At 65.3% G+C, this 15807-nt stretch carries 20 protein-coding genes and 1 pseudogene; 9 read left to right on the forward strand and 12 right to left on the reverse strand.

What is annotated here, in order from left to right:
- Window positions 1–66 precede the first annotated feature (66 nt).
- On the forward strand, window positions 67–282 hold the full coding sequence (locus tag ACOGJB_RS10605) for a hypothetical protein (RefSeq protein ID WP_419837112.1): 216 nt from the start codon (window positions 67–69) through the stop codon (window positions 280–282).
- Between the two features lie 10 nt (window positions 283–292).
- Window positions 293–793: a helix-turn-helix domain-containing protein gene (locus ACOGJB_RS10610; protein WP_419837113.1), complete on the forward strand. Its 501-nt coding sequence runs from the start codon at window positions 293–295 to the stop codon at window positions 791–793.
- On the opposite strand, the gene ACOGJB_RS10615 is transcribed toward ACOGJB_RS10610, so the two are convergent.
- Window positions 765–1028: a hypothetical protein gene (locus tag ACOGJB_RS10615; protein ID WP_419837114.1), complete on the reverse strand. Its 264-nt coding sequence runs from the start codon at window positions 1026–1028 to the stop codon at window positions 765–767. The genes ACOGJB_RS10610 and ACOGJB_RS10615 overlap by 29 nt on opposite strands.
- Before the next feature lie 133 nt (window positions 1029–1161).
- On the opposite strand from ACOGJB_RS10615, the gene ACOGJB_RS10620 reads away from it, so the two are divergent.
- Both ACOGJB_RS10620 and ACOGJB_RS10625 read left to right on the forward strand, forming a co-directional pair.
- Window positions 1162–1434: a helix-turn-helix domain-containing protein gene (locus ACOGJB_RS10620; RefSeq protein ID WP_419837115.1), complete on the forward strand. Its 273-nt coding sequence runs from the start codon at window positions 1162–1164 to the stop codon at window positions 1432–1434.
- Complete coding sequence (locus ACOGJB_RS10625) at window positions 1431–2747, forward strand: HipA domain-containing protein (protein ID WP_419837116.1); 1317 nt, start codon at window positions 1431–1433, stop codon at window positions 2745–2747. Before ACOGJB_RS10620 ends, ACOGJB_RS10625 begins: the two co-directional genes overlap by 4 nt.
- Before the next feature lie 243 nt (window positions 2748–2990).
- On the opposite strand, the gene ACOGJB_RS10630 is transcribed toward ACOGJB_RS10625, so the two are convergent.
- On the reverse strand, window positions 2991–3212 hold the full coding sequence (locus tag ACOGJB_RS10630) for a type II toxin-antitoxin system HicB family antitoxin (protein ID WP_419837117.1): 222 nt from the start codon (window positions 3210–3212) through the stop codon (window positions 2991–2993).
- 32 nt (window positions 3213–3244) lie between these two features.
- The gene (locus ACOGJB_RS10635; protein WP_419837118.1) at window positions 3245–3739 is read right to left on the reverse strand and encodes a hypothetical protein; all 495 of its coding nucleotides are present in this window, start codon (window positions 3737–3739) and stop codon (window positions 3245–3247) included.
- Window positions 3740–4206: 467 nt separating this feature from the next.
- On the opposite strand from ACOGJB_RS10635, the gene ACOGJB_RS10640 reads away from it, so the two are divergent.
- Complete coding sequence (locus tag ACOGJB_RS10640) at window positions 4207–5748, forward strand: ImmA/IrrE family metallo-endopeptidase (RefSeq protein WP_419837119.1); 1542 nt, start codon at window positions 4207–4209, stop codon at window positions 5746–5748.
- 106 nt (window positions 5749–5854) lie between these two features.
- On the opposite strand, the gene ACOGJB_RS10645 is transcribed toward ACOGJB_RS10640, so the two are convergent.
- Both ACOGJB_RS10645 and ACOGJB_RS10650 read right to left on the reverse strand, forming a co-directional pair.
- Window positions 5855–6133, reverse strand: coding sequence for a hypothetical protein (locus tag ACOGJB_RS10645; RefSeq protein ID WP_419837120.1), 279 nt, complete (start codon window positions 6131–6133; stop codon window positions 5855–5857).
- 103 nt (window positions 6134–6236) lie between these two features.
- Window positions 6237–6536, reverse strand: coding sequence for a hypothetical protein (locus tag ACOGJB_RS10650; protein ID WP_419837121.1), 300 nt, complete (start codon window positions 6534–6536; stop codon window positions 6237–6239).
- Window positions 6537–6937: 401 nt separating this feature from the next.
- Between ACOGJB_RS10650 and ACOGJB_RS10655 the strand changes: the two genes are divergently transcribed.
- A complete protein-coding gene (locus tag ACOGJB_RS10655) occupies window positions 6938–7333 on the forward strand; it encodes a hypothetical protein (protein WP_419837122.1) in 396 nt (131 codons plus the stop codon).
- 430 nt (window positions 7334–7763) lie between these two features.
- On the opposite strand, the gene ACOGJB_RS10660 is transcribed toward ACOGJB_RS10655, so the two are convergent.
- The 4 genes and pseudogenes from ACOGJB_RS10660 to ACOGJB_RS10675 form a co-directional block, all read right to left on the reverse strand.
- Complete coding sequence (locus tag ACOGJB_RS10660) at window positions 7764–8882, reverse strand: hypothetical protein (protein ID WP_419837123.1); 1119 nt, start codon at window positions 8880–8882, stop codon at window positions 7764–7766.
- Between the two features lie 17 nt (window positions 8883–8899).
- A complete protein-coding gene (locus tag ACOGJB_RS10665; protein ID WP_419840791.1) occupies window positions 8900–9145 on the reverse strand; it encodes a hypothetical protein in 246 nt (81 codons plus the stop codon).
- A 444-nt stretch (window positions 9146–9589) separates the two neighbouring features.
- Window positions 9590–9814, reverse strand: a pseudogene (locus ACOGJB_RS10670) (type II toxin-antitoxin system YafQ family toxin); the annotation flags it as partial.
- A 6-nt stretch (window positions 9815–9820) separates the two neighbouring features.
- Entirely contained in the window at window positions 9821–10075 is a 255-nt protein-coding gene (locus ACOGJB_RS10675) for a type II toxin-antitoxin system RelB/DinJ family antitoxin (protein ID WP_419837124.1), read from the reverse strand.
- A 207-nt stretch (window positions 10076–10282) separates the two neighbouring features.
- Here ACOGJB_RS10675 and ACOGJB_RS10680 point away from each other — a divergent pair, with 207 nt between their 5' ends.
- Both ACOGJB_RS10680 and ACOGJB_RS10685 read left to right on the forward strand, forming a co-directional pair.
- On the forward strand, window positions 10283–11386 hold the full coding sequence (locus ACOGJB_RS10680; protein ID WP_419837125.1) for an AAA family ATPase: 1104 nt from the start codon (window positions 10283–10285) through the stop codon (window positions 11384–11386).
- A complete protein-coding gene (locus ACOGJB_RS10685) occupies window positions 11387–12061 on the forward strand; it encodes a DUF3226 domain-containing protein (RefSeq protein WP_419837126.1) in 675 nt (224 codons plus the stop codon).
- Window positions 12062–12167: 106 nt separating this feature from the next.
- Here ACOGJB_RS10685 and ACOGJB_RS10690 read toward each other — a convergent pair whose 3' ends face one another.
- The 3 genes from ACOGJB_RS10690 to ACOGJB_RS10700 form a co-directional block, all read right to left on the reverse strand.
- Window positions 12168–12350 carry a hypothetical protein gene (locus tag ACOGJB_RS10690; RefSeq protein WP_419837127.1) on the reverse strand — a complete coding sequence of 61 codons (183 nt, stop codon included), beginning with the start codon at window positions 12348–12350 and terminating at the stop codon, window positions 12168–12170.
- A gap of 131 nt (window positions 12351–12481) precedes the next feature.
- Window positions 12482–14050, reverse strand: a complete 1569-nt coding sequence (locus ACOGJB_RS10695) for a HipA domain-containing protein (RefSeq protein ID WP_419837128.1) — start codon at window positions 14048–14050, stop codon at window positions 12482–12484.
- The gene (locus tag ACOGJB_RS10700; RefSeq protein ID WP_419837129.1) at window positions 14032–14334 is read right to left on the reverse strand and encodes a helix-turn-helix transcriptional regulator; all 303 of its coding nucleotides are present in this window, start codon (window positions 14332–14334) and stop codon (window positions 14032–14034) included. The genes ACOGJB_RS10695 and ACOGJB_RS10700 overlap by 19 nt, the downstream gene beginning before the upstream one ends.
- Window positions 14335–14354: 20 nt before the next feature.
- Here ACOGJB_RS10700 and ACOGJB_RS10705 point away from each other — a divergent pair, with 20 nt between their 5' ends.
- Window positions 14355–15767, forward strand: a complete 1413-nt coding sequence (locus tag ACOGJB_RS10705; protein ID WP_419837130.1) for an ImmA/IrrE family metallo-endopeptidase — start codon at window positions 14355–14357, stop codon at window positions 15765–15767.
- The last annotated feature ends 40 nt before the right edge of the window (window positions 15768–15807 follow it).

Consider the following 15807-nt stretch of genomic DNA (forward strand, 5'->3'; position numbering starts at 1 on the left):
GGCAATGCGCGGCGAACGGCGCTCGTTCGTGGGCTTGCGAATTCGGCAGGGACAGCCAGAGCGGCGATGCATGAACACGCTGGGGAAACAGCGCAAATCGAGGCACCGCTTGCCGGCCACGGGGACACGGCGCCTGCTGTGACCGTCGACGCTCTCGCGTTCCACACGACGATCACCGCAAGCGGGGAGACCCGCGAGCTCGCTGCCGAGAACCCGGTGCAGCGCGACCTGTCCGGTGAGCACGAGGCAGCCGTGGCATGGCCGCTCGTTTGCGGGCGGTAATTCGGTTGCGATGATCGCTCGGCTGGTGGCGACCTCTCCCGATCGGGTGCGGGAGATGATCCATCGGTTCAACGAGTCGGGGATGGCGTCTTTGGACCCCAAGTGGGCGGGTGGCCGTCCCCGCCGGATCACGACTGACGATGAGGCGTTCATCGTCGAGACGGCCAGCGAGCGTCCCGAGAAGCTGGGCTTGGCGTTCACGCGGTGGAGCGTCCGCAAGCTGGCCGCCTACCTGGGCGACAACCCGGCCCGTGTGGTGCGGATCGGCCGGGAGCGGCTCCGTCAGCTGCTGGGGGCCAACGACGTCACGTTCCAGCGCACCAAGTCGTGGAAGGACACCGACGACCTCGACCGCGAAGCGAAGCTGGACCGCATCGAGGACGCGCTCGAGAACCATCCCGACCGCACGTTCGCGTTCGACGAGTTCGGGCCGCTGCGCGAGTTCGTGCTCAACAACTCCGACCACCCCAACCACACCGTGCTCACCCGCCGGCTGTGCCGGCGCCGTTGATGAACCGCACCGTCACCCGCTTGCCGCGGGTGTCGACGCGCACGTCGATGTCCAGCGGCTTGGTGCTGTCGGGATTGGCGGCCCGGTCGAACACGAACTTCCAAGCATTGCCAGCAGCGTCGTCGTCGCCCTTCGCCATGATCTCGATCGCGTCGTCGTCGGCGCTGGAAGTGCCGCCCACGACCTCGGTGGGCACAGTCCACTGGGCATGGGCGGAGTGCCGCAGCCTGCTCATCTGCACGCTCTGGTTTCTTCGGTCCACCGAGTGGACGACGTGTGTGCGTACAGTGTTATTGCTAAGTCTGTATTCGTACAGTGTCATCTTGCTATGTGTATGCGAACAGTGACATCTGGCTAGCGTGTGCGTTATGGAGCCGTTGGCAGCACTCGTGGTGCGCACGCCGGGTTCGTTGGCGAACGTGGTCGCGAACCGGCGGCGACAGCTCGCCATCACGCAGCAGGCGCTCGCAGACGCGGCGGGCGTGTCGCGCAAGCTTGTGTGCGATGCCGAGGCCGGCAAGCTCTCCATGCAGCTCGACGGTCTCATCAAGATCTGCGTCGCGCTCGGCTGCGACCTGGTGGTGCGCGAAGCGCGCAGCGACCGTGTGGGCTACAGCGACGTGGTGGCCTCCGGGCAATGACACCGGCCGCGTTGAGCGTGCGGGTCGGCGGCATCGATGCCGCCACCATCTCCCGGGCGGGAACCGACACAGTCCTCACCTACCACGCCGGCTACCTCGCACACCCCGACGCGGTCCCGCTCTCGCTCTCTCTCCCGATGCGAATCCAGCCCCATGCCGGCGCGGTGGTCGAGAACTGGCTGGACGGTTTGCTGCCGGACCTGCCAGCCGATCGCGAGCGATGGCGTGCCAGCGTGGGCGCGGCCTCAGTCGACCCGTTCGATCTGCTCGCCACGCCCGTCGGCGCCGAGTGTGCCGGCGCTGTCCAATTCGAACCCGACCGCACCACCCAAGCAGACAGCGGGGCCGCCCGCCCGGCTGGTCACCGGGCCGATCGTCCTTCGGCGCTGGAGCCGATCGCCGACGCCGACCTGGCGGCCGCGCTGGGTGACCTCAGCGAGAGTGCTCGCTTCGGCGGGTGGCGCATGGACCCGCTCGCCAGCTTCAGCCTCGCGGGCACGATGCCGAAACTGGCCCTGCGCCGCATAGGCGGCCAGTGGCACCGAGCCGTCGGCGAGGAGCCCACCAGCCACATCCTCAAACCGTCGGTGGACCTCTACCCGGGCCAGGCAATCGGCGAGCATCTTGCGCTCGCCACCGCTCGGGCGCTCGGCATCGACGCGGCCCGCAGCGAGGTCGCCGTGATCGGCGGCTTCGAGACGCTCATCACCCAGCGCTACGACCGGGTGAACTCCGCGGCGGGGTCGGCATCGCTCGCACGCATCCATCAAGAAGACATGTGCCAGGCGCTCAGCCATCCCCCAGCGCGGCGATTCCAACGCGACGGAGGGCCGTCGCCGGCCGACATCGCCGGCCTGCTGCGCACCCACAGCAGCGACACCGCTGCAGACATCGAGGCCCTGCTGCGTCGGCTCGTGTACTGCTGGGTGATCGTCGCCAACGACGCCCACGGCAAGAACCATGCGCTGCTGCACTTGCCTGGCGGCGTTTGCCGGCTCGCCCCGCTGTACGACACCGCATCGTGGCTGCCCTACACCGACGTGCCAGCCCCCGACATCCACCTCGCCATGGCACTCGGCGACGGCTACCAAGTGGGCGTCGGCGCACGCATCGACGACTGGCGCGACGCCGCGCAGACCCTGGGCGCCGATCCCGACTGGGCCGTCGCCGAGGTCGAGCGCATCGCCCGCGAGACACCCGCCCGGCTCACAGCCGAGATCGACAATCTGCCCACGCCACTGCGGGCCTCAGGCACCCCGACCCGTCTCCTCAGTGCCATCACCCTGCGCAGCCAAGCGATCCTCGCTGGCTGAGAAGTGTTCGCGGCCTGAGCTGGGGCTCCCGTTACGACTGCGAGCACCGATGCCATTCTCATCGCCGCCTACATCCGATGAACACCACCACAGCCGGATACACAAAAAATCCGAGTGTCACCGTTGGGCCTGCCGGGACCCTCAGCCAGGGGGTTACGGTCCGGTCCTGCGCTCGGCGATGACTCCACAAAATATTGGCCGTGTGCCTGTTGTCAGACCTCTCGCCCCGAGAGGACGCGCAACCTAGCCAACGGCGACCTCGATCTGGGTCACATAGATCTCGCCGCTCAGCCGCTGGTCGATCTCGTTCGCGGACGCGGTCTCGAAGAACAGCGTCAGGGCTTCGGCCAAATTCTCTCGAGCCTCGGCCACAGTGAGCCCCTGGCTCGCGACATCGACTTGCGGGCACAGAGCCACATAGCCCTCGCCTTCCCGCTCCACGATCGCAGTCAAATGTCTGCTCATCGCGCACCTCCATTGGCTCACCGGGCAGGACTTCAGCCTAGGTAGGCGAACTCAGAGACACCAGATCGCTCGGGCGTCGGCAACGAACCGCCGAGCTCCTCGCCCGAACCGAAACCGAACTGCTCGCTCTCGAAGAACGCGTCCGCTGCGGGCGGCTTGTCGATGCCGCGAAGATCGGACGCGCCGCTCAGCGCATCATCGGCCAAAGCGGCGTCGGGCGTCTGTTCGACCTCGACACCGGCGAAGGGCGATTCGTCTATCACTACGACGAAGACGCGCACGCCTACGAAAAGCTGCTCGCGGGCCGTTACGTGCTCACCACCAGCCTCACCTCCCAGCAAGCCTCCGCCGAACGCGTGGTGGCCGCCTATCGGCAGCTCGCCGACGTCGAAGCCCGCTTCCGCACGCTCAAGGACTTCGGGCGGCTGCGCCCCATCCGGCACTGGACCGAGCAACGAGTCAGAGGCCACATCGCCGTGTGCGTCTACGCAGCCGTCGCCGAGACCCTCATCACACGCGACCTGCAAACCGCCGACCCTGAACAGCTTCAGACGCCACGGCCTCCACGGCAAAGCAAAGCACTTCGGCCGCGCGAAAGCCGTCGACCTGCTTGGTGCCCCGCCGCACGCTGGGCGGCAGGGGTCTGGTTCAGCCCCGGCGTGGGTGGTTCCTGCGAGCGCTACCGTGGCCCCGGTTGGGAGGTCATCGGTGCGCTACGAGCCGAACCCGAAACACAAGCCGGCCGCAGAGGCTCACGGTGTCCGCGAGATGCAGATCCAGCGCGCCTGTTGGCGAACAGCACGCCTCACGGCAAGAAGCGGTATGCGACGGACGGTAGACAGGCTTACTGCGCTCAGTGCCACGATGGAACACGTGACCTGTGGCACGGGTACCCCGTCAACTGGGAAGAGGTCCCACCGACGATTGTGAACGACTGGATCGCGGCAAGTGTTGTCGCGCACCGCACGGTGCGCCAGGGGAAGAGGCGCAGGCGATGAGCGTCCGCTGGGAGCGGCTGTTCGGCGAGCCTTCGTCGTTCGCAGTGAGAGTGGCGTTTCTCACCGATCCGGACGAAGGCGCAGCGGCGTCGCCCGAGATGGCTGCGAGCTGGGGCGCGTTCCAGATCTGGGTCCACGACGTGAACCTGTGCGCTCATGTGGACGAGGGCGAGACGCTGCAGTACTGCCACTGGTACCTCCTTCCTCTTCTTGAATGGCTGGCCGAGAACTGGGATCCGCTGCTGCACGAGGAACGGCACCCCTCAGCAGTGCGGCCTGCCAATAGCGCCGCCGAAGTCGGCAGCATCGCCTCGGCGCTGAGCCTCGGTTCGATCGGACTCGCACATGCGGCGGCTGCGCAGGAAGCATGCTTCGCTTGGCAGCAACGACATGCGTTGCGAACCGCGCGCGACGGCGGCATCTTCCCTGATGTCCATCTTCGACGATTCCGAGACAAGGCGGAGATCTCCTGGAAAGCCAACCGTCTCGCTGGGGCCGACGATGTCAGCTTCATGGCTACCAATGGGACTGCACGCGACGATCTGCACGCTGTTGCTGGCGCGCTGCACGAGATGCTCGAGAGCGCTTCTGGGTGGCTTCACGCCCAGGTTCCCGAGTCACAGCGGTGCGCGTCGCTCGTCGAGTCCATCGGGGCGCTTCGACAGCCCCGGCGGTCGGAGGCGCGAGCTGCGTGGCTCGCTGGGCTCGGTGACACTCGCAAGGAGTTCCTCACACGCTGGCGCGATCTGCGGGACCGGGCCCGCACATCGGGATCCCCGCAGGCGGCCGAGGCCGTGTTCGGCGGCGCCAGCTCAGGCGAGATCGTGCTCGACGGGTGCCTCGCGCCGCTGCTCTTCGGCTCTGCAAGTCCCACGATCACCCAAGACGACGCAGCGTCGCTGGCGACGCTGCTGCTGGAGTCCTACGAGGAATCACCTGACGACGGCCTGGCGCACCTAGTTTTCGGCGAGCCGATCGACGTCACTCAGCCACCCTGGCAGCAGGGTTACGACCTCGCAGATGAACTGCTGGACGACACCGGGAGCGATCTCGCAGCGTCAAGCAAGCACTTGGAGGAATGGCTGGCGGACTGGCGCGTCCAAGTGGCCACGATCGCCTTGGACGACCCAGAACTGCGAGCCGTGTCGTTTGTCAGCGCCCATCACGCGCCCCGGATCGTGCTCAACCAAAACCACTGGTCAGCACACAGGCCGCAGACACGACGATTCACGCTCGCCCACGAACTCTGCCATCTGCTGCACGACCGTTCAGTCGGGGCGAGCTTGGCAGTCGCATCCGGCCCGTGGGCACCACTCGCCATCGAACAGCGCGCCAACGCATTTGCAGCGTGGCTCCTGATGCCACCGGACCGACTGAACTCTGCGATTGCGTGGGCGCGCAACGCGATCAACACACACGAGGGCCTCGCATCTGCGGCCTCCGAACTCGAAGTCAGCAAGCTTGCGCTCTTGGAGCACTTGGGCAACTTGGGACATCTCAACGAGGAGGACCGGCACCGGCTGCGCCTCGACCTCTGAATAGGAATCCGAGCGACTTGGCACCCCACGGCATCTAGCCGGGCGACACCTCAAGCGATGCCCGACAGTTCGCTGTCGGCTCTCGAAACGACTCAGTCGGCCGCCCTCAGCCGCGCAGCCACTCCAAGATCGCTGCGGCACCCGCGAACAGCACCACAACCTCCACTGGCAGCGCAAGGGCAATCTTCCAGACTCGCCGGCCGGCGTCCTTGCGATCGGCCTCGCGCTCAGCAGCGCGCAGTACGAGACGCTCCCCATGCTCGTCAACGTCACAGGGACCTCGGGCCAAGCTCGCCGCAGTCGCGCAGAAAGCCCCCTCGTCGTGGTCGGTGGTCTGGACCACGTCCCACGCCGAAGGCAAGCACGAGGCCGAGGGCCACAACATCAAGGCTGGCTGACGGTGACTCTCCTGGCGGCCTCGGGGCCTGCTGCATAACCCTGCCCAGCCGCGCAGCCACTCCAGGATCGCCGCGGCGCCTGCAGATGGCTCAGCCGGTCGGGCGCGGCAGCCCGGCGGCGGTCTCGAGGCGGGCGAGCCGGTCAGTGTGATCGAGCAGCACCGCGGCAATCTCGGCGAACCCTGCCTGCATCTCCGCGCGCAGGTCTCCGATCTTGGCGCGCAACTCGGTACCCAGACTGTCGACGCGGCCGTCGATGCAGTCGCCTTGGGCGTCGATGCGGTCGCTGAGCGAGTTGAACTGCCACATCATCAGGCCGATGAGCGCGCCCAGCAGCGTGGTCACCAACCCGCCGAACAACGTCATGACCGCGCCCGACGACAACCCCACCGCTCCGCCCGCTGCTCACTGGTGCCGACAACGACGCCCGCGAGGCGAATTCCCGGCACGAAACCGAGAAGCGCGGCGACCCGCGGTTGTTTGGGATCGCGCCTTGTCTCGTGTCGGAACAGCCGCCGGTGTCCGCCTTCGAGCGTGAGCAGATCGGTGTCCTCGGTGTTGCGGTAGCTCTTCGCGCAGCCCGGCACGATCGGTGCCCGCTTTATGTGTCGACTACGTGCGGCACGACCCCGAAATGCACCAGCGAAGCGCCCCCGGGCGAGCAGTAATGAGCGAACCTTGGCTCAGGGAGGCCTTCTGATTCCGACGTCGGCGATAGATACTGAAATTTATTTGGAACACTGCAAATTCCATGCATACGGTCTGCGGACTGGTCCTCCAGGGAGTGTGCTGTGTCTGAAGAAGATCGTTCTCGCCTCTACGATTGGTTCTGTGAGCATCTCGACAAGCCGACCGCCGAGTACGTGATGTCGTGCTTGCCGCCTGCGCCACTGTCGAACTTGGTGACCAAGGACTACTTGTCGATCACGCTGGCGGCCGCGCTCACCGGCCTCGCCACCAAGGAAGACCTCACCGGCCTCGCCACCAAGAAAAGCGTCGACGACTTCACCGCCAGAGTAGACACTCTCGAAGTCAAGCTCGTCGAGTTCACCTCGAGAGTCGATCTCCTGGTTGCCCAGCGTGATGAGGACCGTCGAACAGGCCGGATTCGCCACTACTGGCTTGCGGGCATCGGCCTGTCGGCTGCGACGCCGATCTGGCTCAACACTGCTGGCGTGATCGGCTGACCACGCGCCAAGCCCATAGCGCCGGGCCAGAGGCGCGCTTCGGCGCCGCTGCCAGTCGCTGTGCGGGCTGGACAGAACCCAATCCCGTCGGTCTTGGGCATATTGCCGTGCTTGCTCGGAGAGCCTGCCCTCATCGAGCGTTTGTCGATAGAGACGCTGCTCCACGGACAGCGGATGGTCACGAGACGGCAAGTAGGTCATCCACATTGCGACGAGACGTCGGCTGTACGAACTGCGTGTCGACTGCCATTCGCGAAACGACGGCGGCCGCGCATGCACGACCAAACCCGAGACGACGTAACTGTTCGGCGGCTGCCCACTGAGAGCGCGGTGTATGCGGATCAGAATCTCTCGCAACGTTCCGCCGGTAACGGTTCCCGCGGTCAGCACCAAGATGTGTCGCTTGTCGTGCAGCTCGCGGGCCAGCCGATCACGCTCGCCGTCGGCTGGCTTCGATCAGGTTGGCGATGCTGCGAGCTTCTACGGGCGGGTCGGGCATCACCACCACGTGCGGTTCGGGCAGCGAGGTGTTCGTGAAGCTGACGGCGTCGATACGAACACAAGGGGCTACCTTCGCGCTGTCGCACAGATCGCAGTCGTGTTGCGTGAACGACTTTCCTCCGGGGACGTGAAGCCACGGATCCTGCACCCCGCCGCTCGCATCGGGCCACTGCGTCGATGCCGGCCGAGATCGATCCACGAGCGTCTGCAGCGCCCATTGGTTGCCGACCTTGGCCTCGAGACATGCCGCGAGCGCCTGTTCGGTGTGCCCCGTCGACGATACGGAGATCAGCGCCAACGCCCCGTTCGCCCCCACGGTCAGCTCGACGAGTTCTTCATCGGCCAACAAGGAGTGCGGGTAGGCGTCGCGAACGGCAACTGGGCCCAGCCTCACCCCGTGCTCCGCTGCTGCGGTCTGCAGTGCCAGCACAACCGGCAGGATCGTGCTTGTGTCGAGCAGGATTGTCCGGTCTGCTCCAGCGTATGGGTACAGCCATGTGGCCAAGGCAGCTGCGTCGCGCGGCGACCGGAACACGTCGCCCACTCGAATGAAGTTGCTGCTGTGCTCGTCGGAGGGCAGCTCATAGTGGAACGTCGTCGGTCGCCAGTGAGCCTTGCCGGCTTGCACCAACGCCGCCAGCTCCACGGAACGGGCCAATGCAAGCATCTGGCCGTCGCTGCTCGAAGAATCCGTCTCAGACCACCACATCTGAGGCCCCGACCTGTCGCCGAGGTCGAACCAACACGCTCCCACCGGCGGAGCGGATCCGCCGCGTTGGTTGAAGACCGCCTGGATGACCTCGGCGCCCCGCTCGACGCTCGCATCAAGAGATTCAGGGGACCGAATCAGAACGCAGCGGCATGCCGCCAGCACAAATTCATCCACAGAGCGCAGTTGCTCTGCCACGGCACCGTGCCAGCCGCCCGCGTGACTGCCAACGACATCGATGAACATAAGGCCGCCGGGAACGTCGACCGTTTCGACGAGCGGCGCAGCGCGATGTGTGCCGACACGCACATAGCTGCCGGCATCCAAGCCGCCCACCATCTGGCTGCCTGTCGGACTTATGCCATTTGGGGCCAGGCAGCCCGGTACCGGTGGAGGTTGTCTCTGGCTTCGATGATCTGATCTTGCGCGAGGTCGTCCAGGCGCGGCACGCGGACTTGGAGTTGGATCGTCGTGCCGCGCCACGGCACCGGCACCGAACGCTTCTGAACGTACGGCGTCGACTCGGCAGAGCCAACCGCGGGCACTCCTATCGCAAGCTGTGTTGCAGCCTGACCGTTGCTGAGGTCATCTTCAGACGTCACGGTGATGGTCCCGCCGGCGAATCGGGCCAGACCGTAGAGGCACCAAAGCCCGGCGCCATTGTGGCCGTCGACCGCCCTGTCAGTCAGCCGGCTTCGAAGAACGCATTCCACGATGTCGGCAGCCTTGAACCGATGCAGAGAATCCGGGTGTTGCCAGCGCATGGTTCGCGGGATGCCAAAGCCGTTGTCAAACGCCAGGAAATGGAGCCGATCACAGCTGTCTGTGCCGCCTGCGGCAGCGCCACCCGAATCGGAAGGTCGCCGAAGCATCCCATCAGGAGATTGCTGACCACCGCCAGCCACCCCGGGCTGAGCCGACGCTGGGACGCATTGCCGCGGTCGAAACCGGTGAGATGGAGGTCCAACCAAGCAACTGCGGCGTCTGCGCGGCGAAGGGCATCGAGCAGGCTTCGAACCTCGCGCTCTCCTGTGCCGGACGAGCACCAGAGCATCGGCTTGGCGATCCCATATGAGCAGCCAGTCGGGCTCGATGTGGCATTCCCAGAATTGCGACCACTGTCCCGACAAGCGGTGCGGTCGGTGGCGGGAATGCAGTTCGTCGCCCGCCATGAGGATCTCCAGCACGGCCCACAGCTTGTCGAGATCCTTGCCGCGCCGCTTGACGCGCCTGAGGTCCGTTTCGAAGCGACTCGTCGTCCGCAGGGTCACTGCGGACTACAGCGCGGCTTTGAGTTCGTCGAGGCTTGAGTACTCGGTCAGTTCGTCGGGTCCGCGGGCCTCGCGCAGGGCCTCGACGGTTTCGGCGTTGGGGATGCTGACCTCGAACGGGACGCCTTGGCGCAGGACTACTTGCTTGTAGAACAGGGTGATCGCCTCGGTGGCCGACAACCCGAGTTCGCGAAGAACGCGCTCGGCCTGCACCTTGAGATCGGGTTCGACACGGGCTCGGATCATCTCGGTCTTGGCCATAGTGCCACCTCCTGCGCCGTGCCCAAATGTATCTCAAACGAGGAACGAACAGGCTACGGTGCCGAGTGGAGATCGGCCTCGTATCAGAGTCACCCTGAGGTTTCGCTGCCGTAAGCACTGGCCGATCTGCTCGGAGCAGAGGCCCGTGCAAATGCGCAGCGGTAGGATTGGTGCCATCAGTGAGGCCTCGGGCCCGGGGGCAGTGCCGTGTACTCGTCAATTGAGATCAGCGGCTTCCGGAGTCTCGAAGAGATGCGGCTCGAGGGCCTGAGCCGCGTGAACCTGCTGGTGGGGTCGAACAACTCGGGCAAGACCTCGGTGCTCGAGAGCGTCGGGCTGCTGCACTCGGCTGGCGATTACCGGGTGTTGCGTTCGTTGCTCGAATTGCGCGGCGAGTGGCTGCCCGATGAGGATCACGGCCGCGTGTACGACATCGCCCAGTTGTTCTCGTGCCGAGACATGTCCGAGCGCATCCGCGTGATGGGGCAACGGTCGGGCGCCGGATCGCGGCCTGGTGCAGTCGTGGCGGAACTCTCGGTGCAAATGGGACCCGTCCAGATGCCGTTGTTGCACCAAGACGACGCCGGCGAGGCGGCAGACGAATCGCCGGGGCGTTTCGTTTGGGCATCCAGCGAGCGAAATCGCGACTTTGAGGCGGCTTTGACGGCCGATGGGATGCTGCCGGTTCGACAGCAAAGGTGGCACGGTTGGAGCGCCGACGACGACTTTCCACGGGTCCAGTTCGTGGGCACAGGCGGCTTGGTTCCCGGTGATGTCGGCGACATCTTCGACGATGTGGTGCTGACCGACGCGGAGGACAGGGCAGTCGAGGCCATGCGGCTCATCGAGCCTCGCGTCGAACGGCTTGCGGTGCTCGCTTCGAGGCGTGCACCGCTCGGCGGCAGCGCGCGGGGCGGGATTCTCCTGCGGATGCAGGGCGTCGACGGCCGCGTTCCCATCGGCAGTGTCGGCGACGGCATGTGGCGATTGCTCGGCTTGGCACTGGCCTTGGCGCGAGCGCGGGGCGGAGTGCTGCTGGTGGACGAGATCGACACGGGCCTGCATTACACCGTGATGCAGAAGATGTGGACGATGCTCGCGGAACGCTCAAATTCCTTGGACGTGCAGGTGTTCGCCACCACCCACAGCCGTGACTGCTATGAGAGCCTCGCCTCGGTCGCCGACCCCGACGCCGAACCGCCCGGTGATCTGACAATTCACCGGATCGAGCCAGGCAACGGCACAAGCAGCATCGGCTTCAGCGAGCATGAGGTTGCGGCGGTTGCAGATCGCGGCCTCGAGGTTCGATAGGTGGCAGACCGGGCGCGGACCCCAGCGATGAAACTGCTCGTGGAGGGATCAACCGAACTGCGGGTGATCCCAGAGCTCGTTGAGGCGCAGGGAATCTCGTGGCAGGAGGCTGAAATCGGAAGTCAAGTGCCCTGCATCGACGATCGCGGCGGCCTCGCGAACATCCTCAAAGCGGGCACGATTTCCGCTGAATTCAAGGCCAGCGGTCTCCAGCGGCTCGGTGTGATCATCGACGCCAACGGCAATCCCTCGGGACGCTGGGATGCAATCCGGCAACGATGCGAGTCCGAATTGCCCGACATGGCCGATCTGCCCGAGCAGATACCCGAAGACGGCTTCGTTCGACAGCGACAAGACGGCTCGTGGTTCGGCGTGTGGATCATGCCTGACAATCGCCACCAAGGCGCCCTCGAAGAGTTCCTGCTCGGACTTGTCCCCGACGACGACGCCGAACTCGTGGAGTATGCCGGACACTGTGTCGACGGGGCACAGGAACGAGGAGCGTCCTTGCGGGAGGTCGACGTCACGAAATCGGTGGCCCACACCTGGCTCGCATGGCAGGAAGAACCCGGGCCCCAACTGCACGAAGCCGTCATACGAAGACTGCTCGACCCGCGGCATCCTCAATCGCAGCAGTTCGTTTCCTGGCTCACACAGCTGTTTGGTCTCTCATAGTCGACAGCTGATGTCGTGGGCGCGTCCGCGCCAAGAGCAGCGATGATCGACGCCGATGATCTACCGCCGGTGCTCGACGATGCATCGTCGGCGATCCAGTTCCGGCTCAGCCCCGCATCCACTCCAGGATCGCGGCGGCGCCCGCGAACAGCACCACAACCTCCGCCGGCAGCGCAAGGGCAACCCTCCAGGCTCGCCGCCCGGCGTCCTTGCTGTCGGCCTCGCGCTCAGCGGCGCGTTCCTTGCTGTCGGCTTCGCGCTCGGCGGCGCGCTCTTTGAGATCGGGCACGGACCATAGACGCGCCGGGATCCCACGCCAAGCGAATTTGAGTGTTTCTCAATGAACACAGCGCCTGAAGCAGGCCGCGAGAGGAATTGCATCGGATAGTGCCATGTCGTAGGTCACGGCTGGTTCTCGTGTCACACTCCCGTGCCAGCATGGGGTATGGCGGGATCGCTGCTGTCAGGTGCTGTTGGCGGCTGGCTTGCTTCTGCTGCCCGTATGGCAGCGGAACGCGCCGACTGGGCAGCAGCGCTTGCTTGTTCCAGCGCTTTCCTGCTGCCGGGACTGCCTGGATGATCCGGGCAGGCCTTGAATCGCAATCTGCGCCTGCAGTGGTTGTTGCCGGCGAGTGGCTGTCCACATCGGACCGCCCGAATCGAAGCGCCGGCTGTCCGTTGCGGTGACCTTGCTGGGGAGCCGTCCGCTTCCTTGCTCATGCTGGTACATGTTCGCTTGCGGTGAATCAAGCGCCTCCGCAAGTCGGTCACCGTCCGCGATTCCCGGAACTCGACCGACAGCGTTGAGACTGCCAGATCGAATGCCTCCGGTACGGCGGCAGCTATCTGCTCGGCGCGTTCGACGGTTTCTGCTCTGTCGAGGCCCAGCGCGTCGGCTGTGGATTCCCACGCTGATCTGCGGTCGCTCTTGCGCAGTGTGTAGTTCTTCCCGATGCGCTGAGCGAGAGCGATTCTCGACACGTTGTCGTCTTCGACATACGGCAGCCCGCTGGCCAAGTCGTAGAGCGGCGCAAGCCGAACATCGCCATCGGCGCCGATCAGCAGGCTGTAGTTCTTCGCGTGCGCGTCCGTGCCGCCGATCACCCAGTTGAAGATGAGCGCGTCCCGATACGCGGCGATGTCCTCAGATGGGCACGACGACACGGACCGCAGCAGCTTCGCAACCTGCGCGACGGACGGCCCGCCCTTGACCTGATACTTGCGACGAGGTTCGATGCCGAGTGCTTGGCAGAGGTCTTCTTGATGCAGTCGCACCACGGCTCCATCACGCTGCAGACGGTCGTATCGCTTGATCACGACTGTCTGAATGCCGCCGATCTTCAGCACTTCTGTTTCCGCTGTCGGCAGCCCGAGGCGTCGGGCTGCTGTTTGGCACAGGTGCTCATTGACTGGCAGGTCGTCGTAGTCGTGCTTCCTCAGCTGCGGCTTGAGAATGTGCGTAGAGGGAACTATGCCGGTCGGCCTGCCCCATCGGTCCCCGTCATGATGCAAAGACGTCTTGGTCTCGCCTCCGCTCAAACTGAACTGCAACCACGCAGGGTCCCCGAGCCACGCAGTGCCGTCCTCATGGAGGTCGCGCACAACCTGATCCAGTTCTCGCTGGCTCAACCATTGGACGCTGCCGCCGCGACGAAGCAGGTCGTCGATCCCGTCAGGATCGCAGAACTGCACCGCGCCGGCACAGTCATGGCCCACAGCTGTCCCGAGCAGGGAGAAAGAGGTCAAGTCCGGCAGGTCGAAGTCGTCAGCCCAGCGCCGAATCACCCGAGGATCATCCGGCAGGAGGCCGCGTAACCACGGCTCCACCGCAGCAGCTCGATGTTCTCTGCGGCTCAGAGGGAGCGACAGTGACAGGGGGCGGGTTGCATCGTCGCGGTACAGCAAGCGCGCCCCGAGCCTGCCGCGACCCCTGACGAGATCAGCGACATGGATGCCGTCGAGCAGTACCGCTAGCGCGTCGCTGGGCATCGTGGCACTAACGGTGTCGCAGAAACCGCATCCGACAAGACCGAGAGATGCGCTTCGTCTTCACGGTGGGCTCCGATGCGCAGCGCACACCCGTAGGCGTCGAGCAGGCTCAGCAGGGTGCGCACCGACAGCCCCCCTTGCCCGCGTTCGGCTGAACTGATCGTCGGCCGAGTCGTGCCGGCCAATGCCGCAGCGTCGTGCTGGCTCAGGCCAGCGACACGACGCGCTTCGCGCAAGGCTATGCCGAGGCCTTCGCAAGTGAGGATGTCACGACGCTCATACACAGGCGCAAGATTACAATTGAATGATTTATTTGTCAATTTCGATGCAGCGTTCAAGGCATGTGCGCTGCCGTCGAAAGGCTCGCTGTCGAGGACTTGCGCATCTTCTCGAATGGCTGGCCGAGAACTGGGATCCGCTGCTGCACGAGGAACGGCACCCCTCAGCAGTGCGGCCTGCCAATAGCGCCGCCGAAGTCGGCAGCATCGCCTCGGCGCTGAGCCTCGGTTCGATCGGACTCGCACATGCGGCGGCTGCGCAGGAAGCATGCTTCGCTTGGCAGCAACGACATGCGTTGCGAACCGCGCGCGACGGCGGCATCTTCCCTGATGTCCATCTTCGACGATTCCGAGACAAGGCGGAGATCTCCTGGAAAGCCAACCGTCTCGCTGGGGCCGACGATGTCAGCTTCATGGCTACCAATGGGACTGCACGCGACGATCTGCACGCTGTTGCTGGCGCGCTGCACGAGATGCTCGAGAGCGCTTCTGGGTGGCTTCACGCCCAGGTTCCCGAGTCACAGCGGTGCGCGTCGCTCGTCGAGTCCATCGGGGCGCTTCGACAGCCCCGGCGGTCGGAGGCGCGAGCTGCGTGGCTCGCTGGGCTCGGTGACACTCGCAAGGAGTTCCTCACACGCTGGCGCGATCTGCGGGACCGGGCCCGCACATCGGGATCCCCGCAGGCGGCCGAGGCCGTGTTCGGCGGCGCCAGCTCAGGCGAGATCGTGCTCGACGGGTGCCTCGCGCCGCTGCTCTTCGGCTCTGCAAGTCCCACGATCACCCAAGACGACGCAGCGTCGCTGGCGACGCTGCTGCTGGAGTCCTACGAGGAATCACCTGACGACGGCCTGGCGCACCTAGTTTTCGGCGAGCCGATCGACGTCACTCAGCCACCCTGGCAGCAGGGTTACGACCTCGCAGATGAACTGCTGGACGACACCGGGAGCGATCTCGCAGCGTCAAGCAAGCACTTGGAGGAATGGCTGGCGGACTGGCGCGTCCAAGTGGCCACGATCGCCTTGGACGACCCAGAACTGCGAGCCGTGTCGTTTGTCAGCGCCCATCACGCGCCCCGGATCGTGCTCAACCAAAACCACTGGTCAGCACACAGGCCGCAGACACGACGATTCACGCTCGCCCACGAACTCTGCCATCTGCTGCACGACCGTTCAGTCGGGGCGAGCTTGGCAGTCGCATCCGGCCCGTGGGCACCACTCGCCATCGAACAGCGCGCCAACGCATTTGCAGCGTGGCTCCTGATGCCACCGGACCGACTGAACTCTGCGATTGCGTGGGCGCGCAACGCGATCAACACACACGAGGGCCTCGCATCTGCGGCCTCCGAACTCGAAGTCAGCAAGCTTGCGCTCTTGGAGCACTTGGGCAACTTGGGACATCTCAACGAGGAGGACCGGCACCGGCTGCGCCTCGACCTCTGAATAGGAATCCGAGCGACTTGGCACCCCACGGCATCTAGCC

The sequence above is a fragment of the Candidatus Poriferisodalis sp. genome (assembly GCF_965208895.1).
Taxonomy (GTDB): Bacteria; Actinomycetota; Acidimicrobiia; order Acidimicrobiales; family Poriferisodalaceae; genus Poriferisodalis.

Excerpts from the sequence above, each read along its gene's own strand:
- ACOGJB_RS10705 (WP_419837130.1), top strand. The coding sequence starts at position 14,355 with ATGATTTATTTGTCAATTTCGATGCAGCGTTCAAGGCATGTGCGCTGC.
- ACOGJB_RS10695 (WP_419837128.1), bottom strand. The coding sequence starts at position 14,050 with ATGCCCAGCGACGCGCTAGCGGTACTGCTCGACGGCATCCATGTCGCT.
- ACOGJB_RS10630 (WP_419837117.1), bottom strand. The coding sequence starts at position 3,212 with ATGAGCAGACATTTGACTGCGATCGTGGAGCGGGAAGGCGAGGGCTAT.
- ACOGJB_RS10615 (WP_419837114.1), bottom strand. The coding sequence starts at position 1,028 with ATGAGCAGGCTGCGGCACTCCGCCCATGCCCAGTGGACTGTGCCCACC.
- ACOGJB_RS10675 (WP_419837124.1), bottom strand. The coding sequence starts at position 10,075 with ATGGCCAAGACCGAGATGATCCGAGCCCGTGTCGAACCCGATCTCAAG.
- ACOGJB_RS10605 (WP_419837112.1), top strand. The coding sequence starts at position 67 with ATGCATGAACACGCTGGGGAAACAGCGCAAATCGAGGCACCGCTTGCC.
- ACOGJB_RS10625 (WP_419837116.1), top strand. The coding sequence starts at position 1,431 with ATGACACCGGCCGCGTTGAGCGTGCGGGTCGGCGGCATCGATGCCGCC.
- ACOGJB_RS10610 (WP_419837113.1), top strand. The coding sequence starts at position 293 with ATGATCGCTCGGCTGGTGGCGACCTCTCCCGATCGGGTGCGGGAGATG.
- ACOGJB_RS10620 (WP_419837115.1), top strand. The coding sequence starts at position 1,162 with ATGGAGCCGTTGGCAGCACTCGTGGTGCGCACGCCGGGTTCGTTGGCG.
- ACOGJB_RS10640 (WP_419837119.1), top strand. The coding sequence starts at position 4,207 with ATGAGCGTCCGCTGGGAGCGGCTGTTCGGCGAGCCTTCGTCGTTCGCA.
- ACOGJB_RS10645 (WP_419837120.1), bottom strand. The coding sequence starts at position 6,133 with ATGTTGTGGCCCTCGGCCTCGTGCTTGCCTTCGGCGTGGGACGTGGTC.
- ACOGJB_RS10660 (WP_419837123.1), bottom strand. The coding sequence starts at position 8,882 with ATGGTGGGCGGCTTGGATGCCGGCAGCTATGTGCGTGTCGGCACACAT.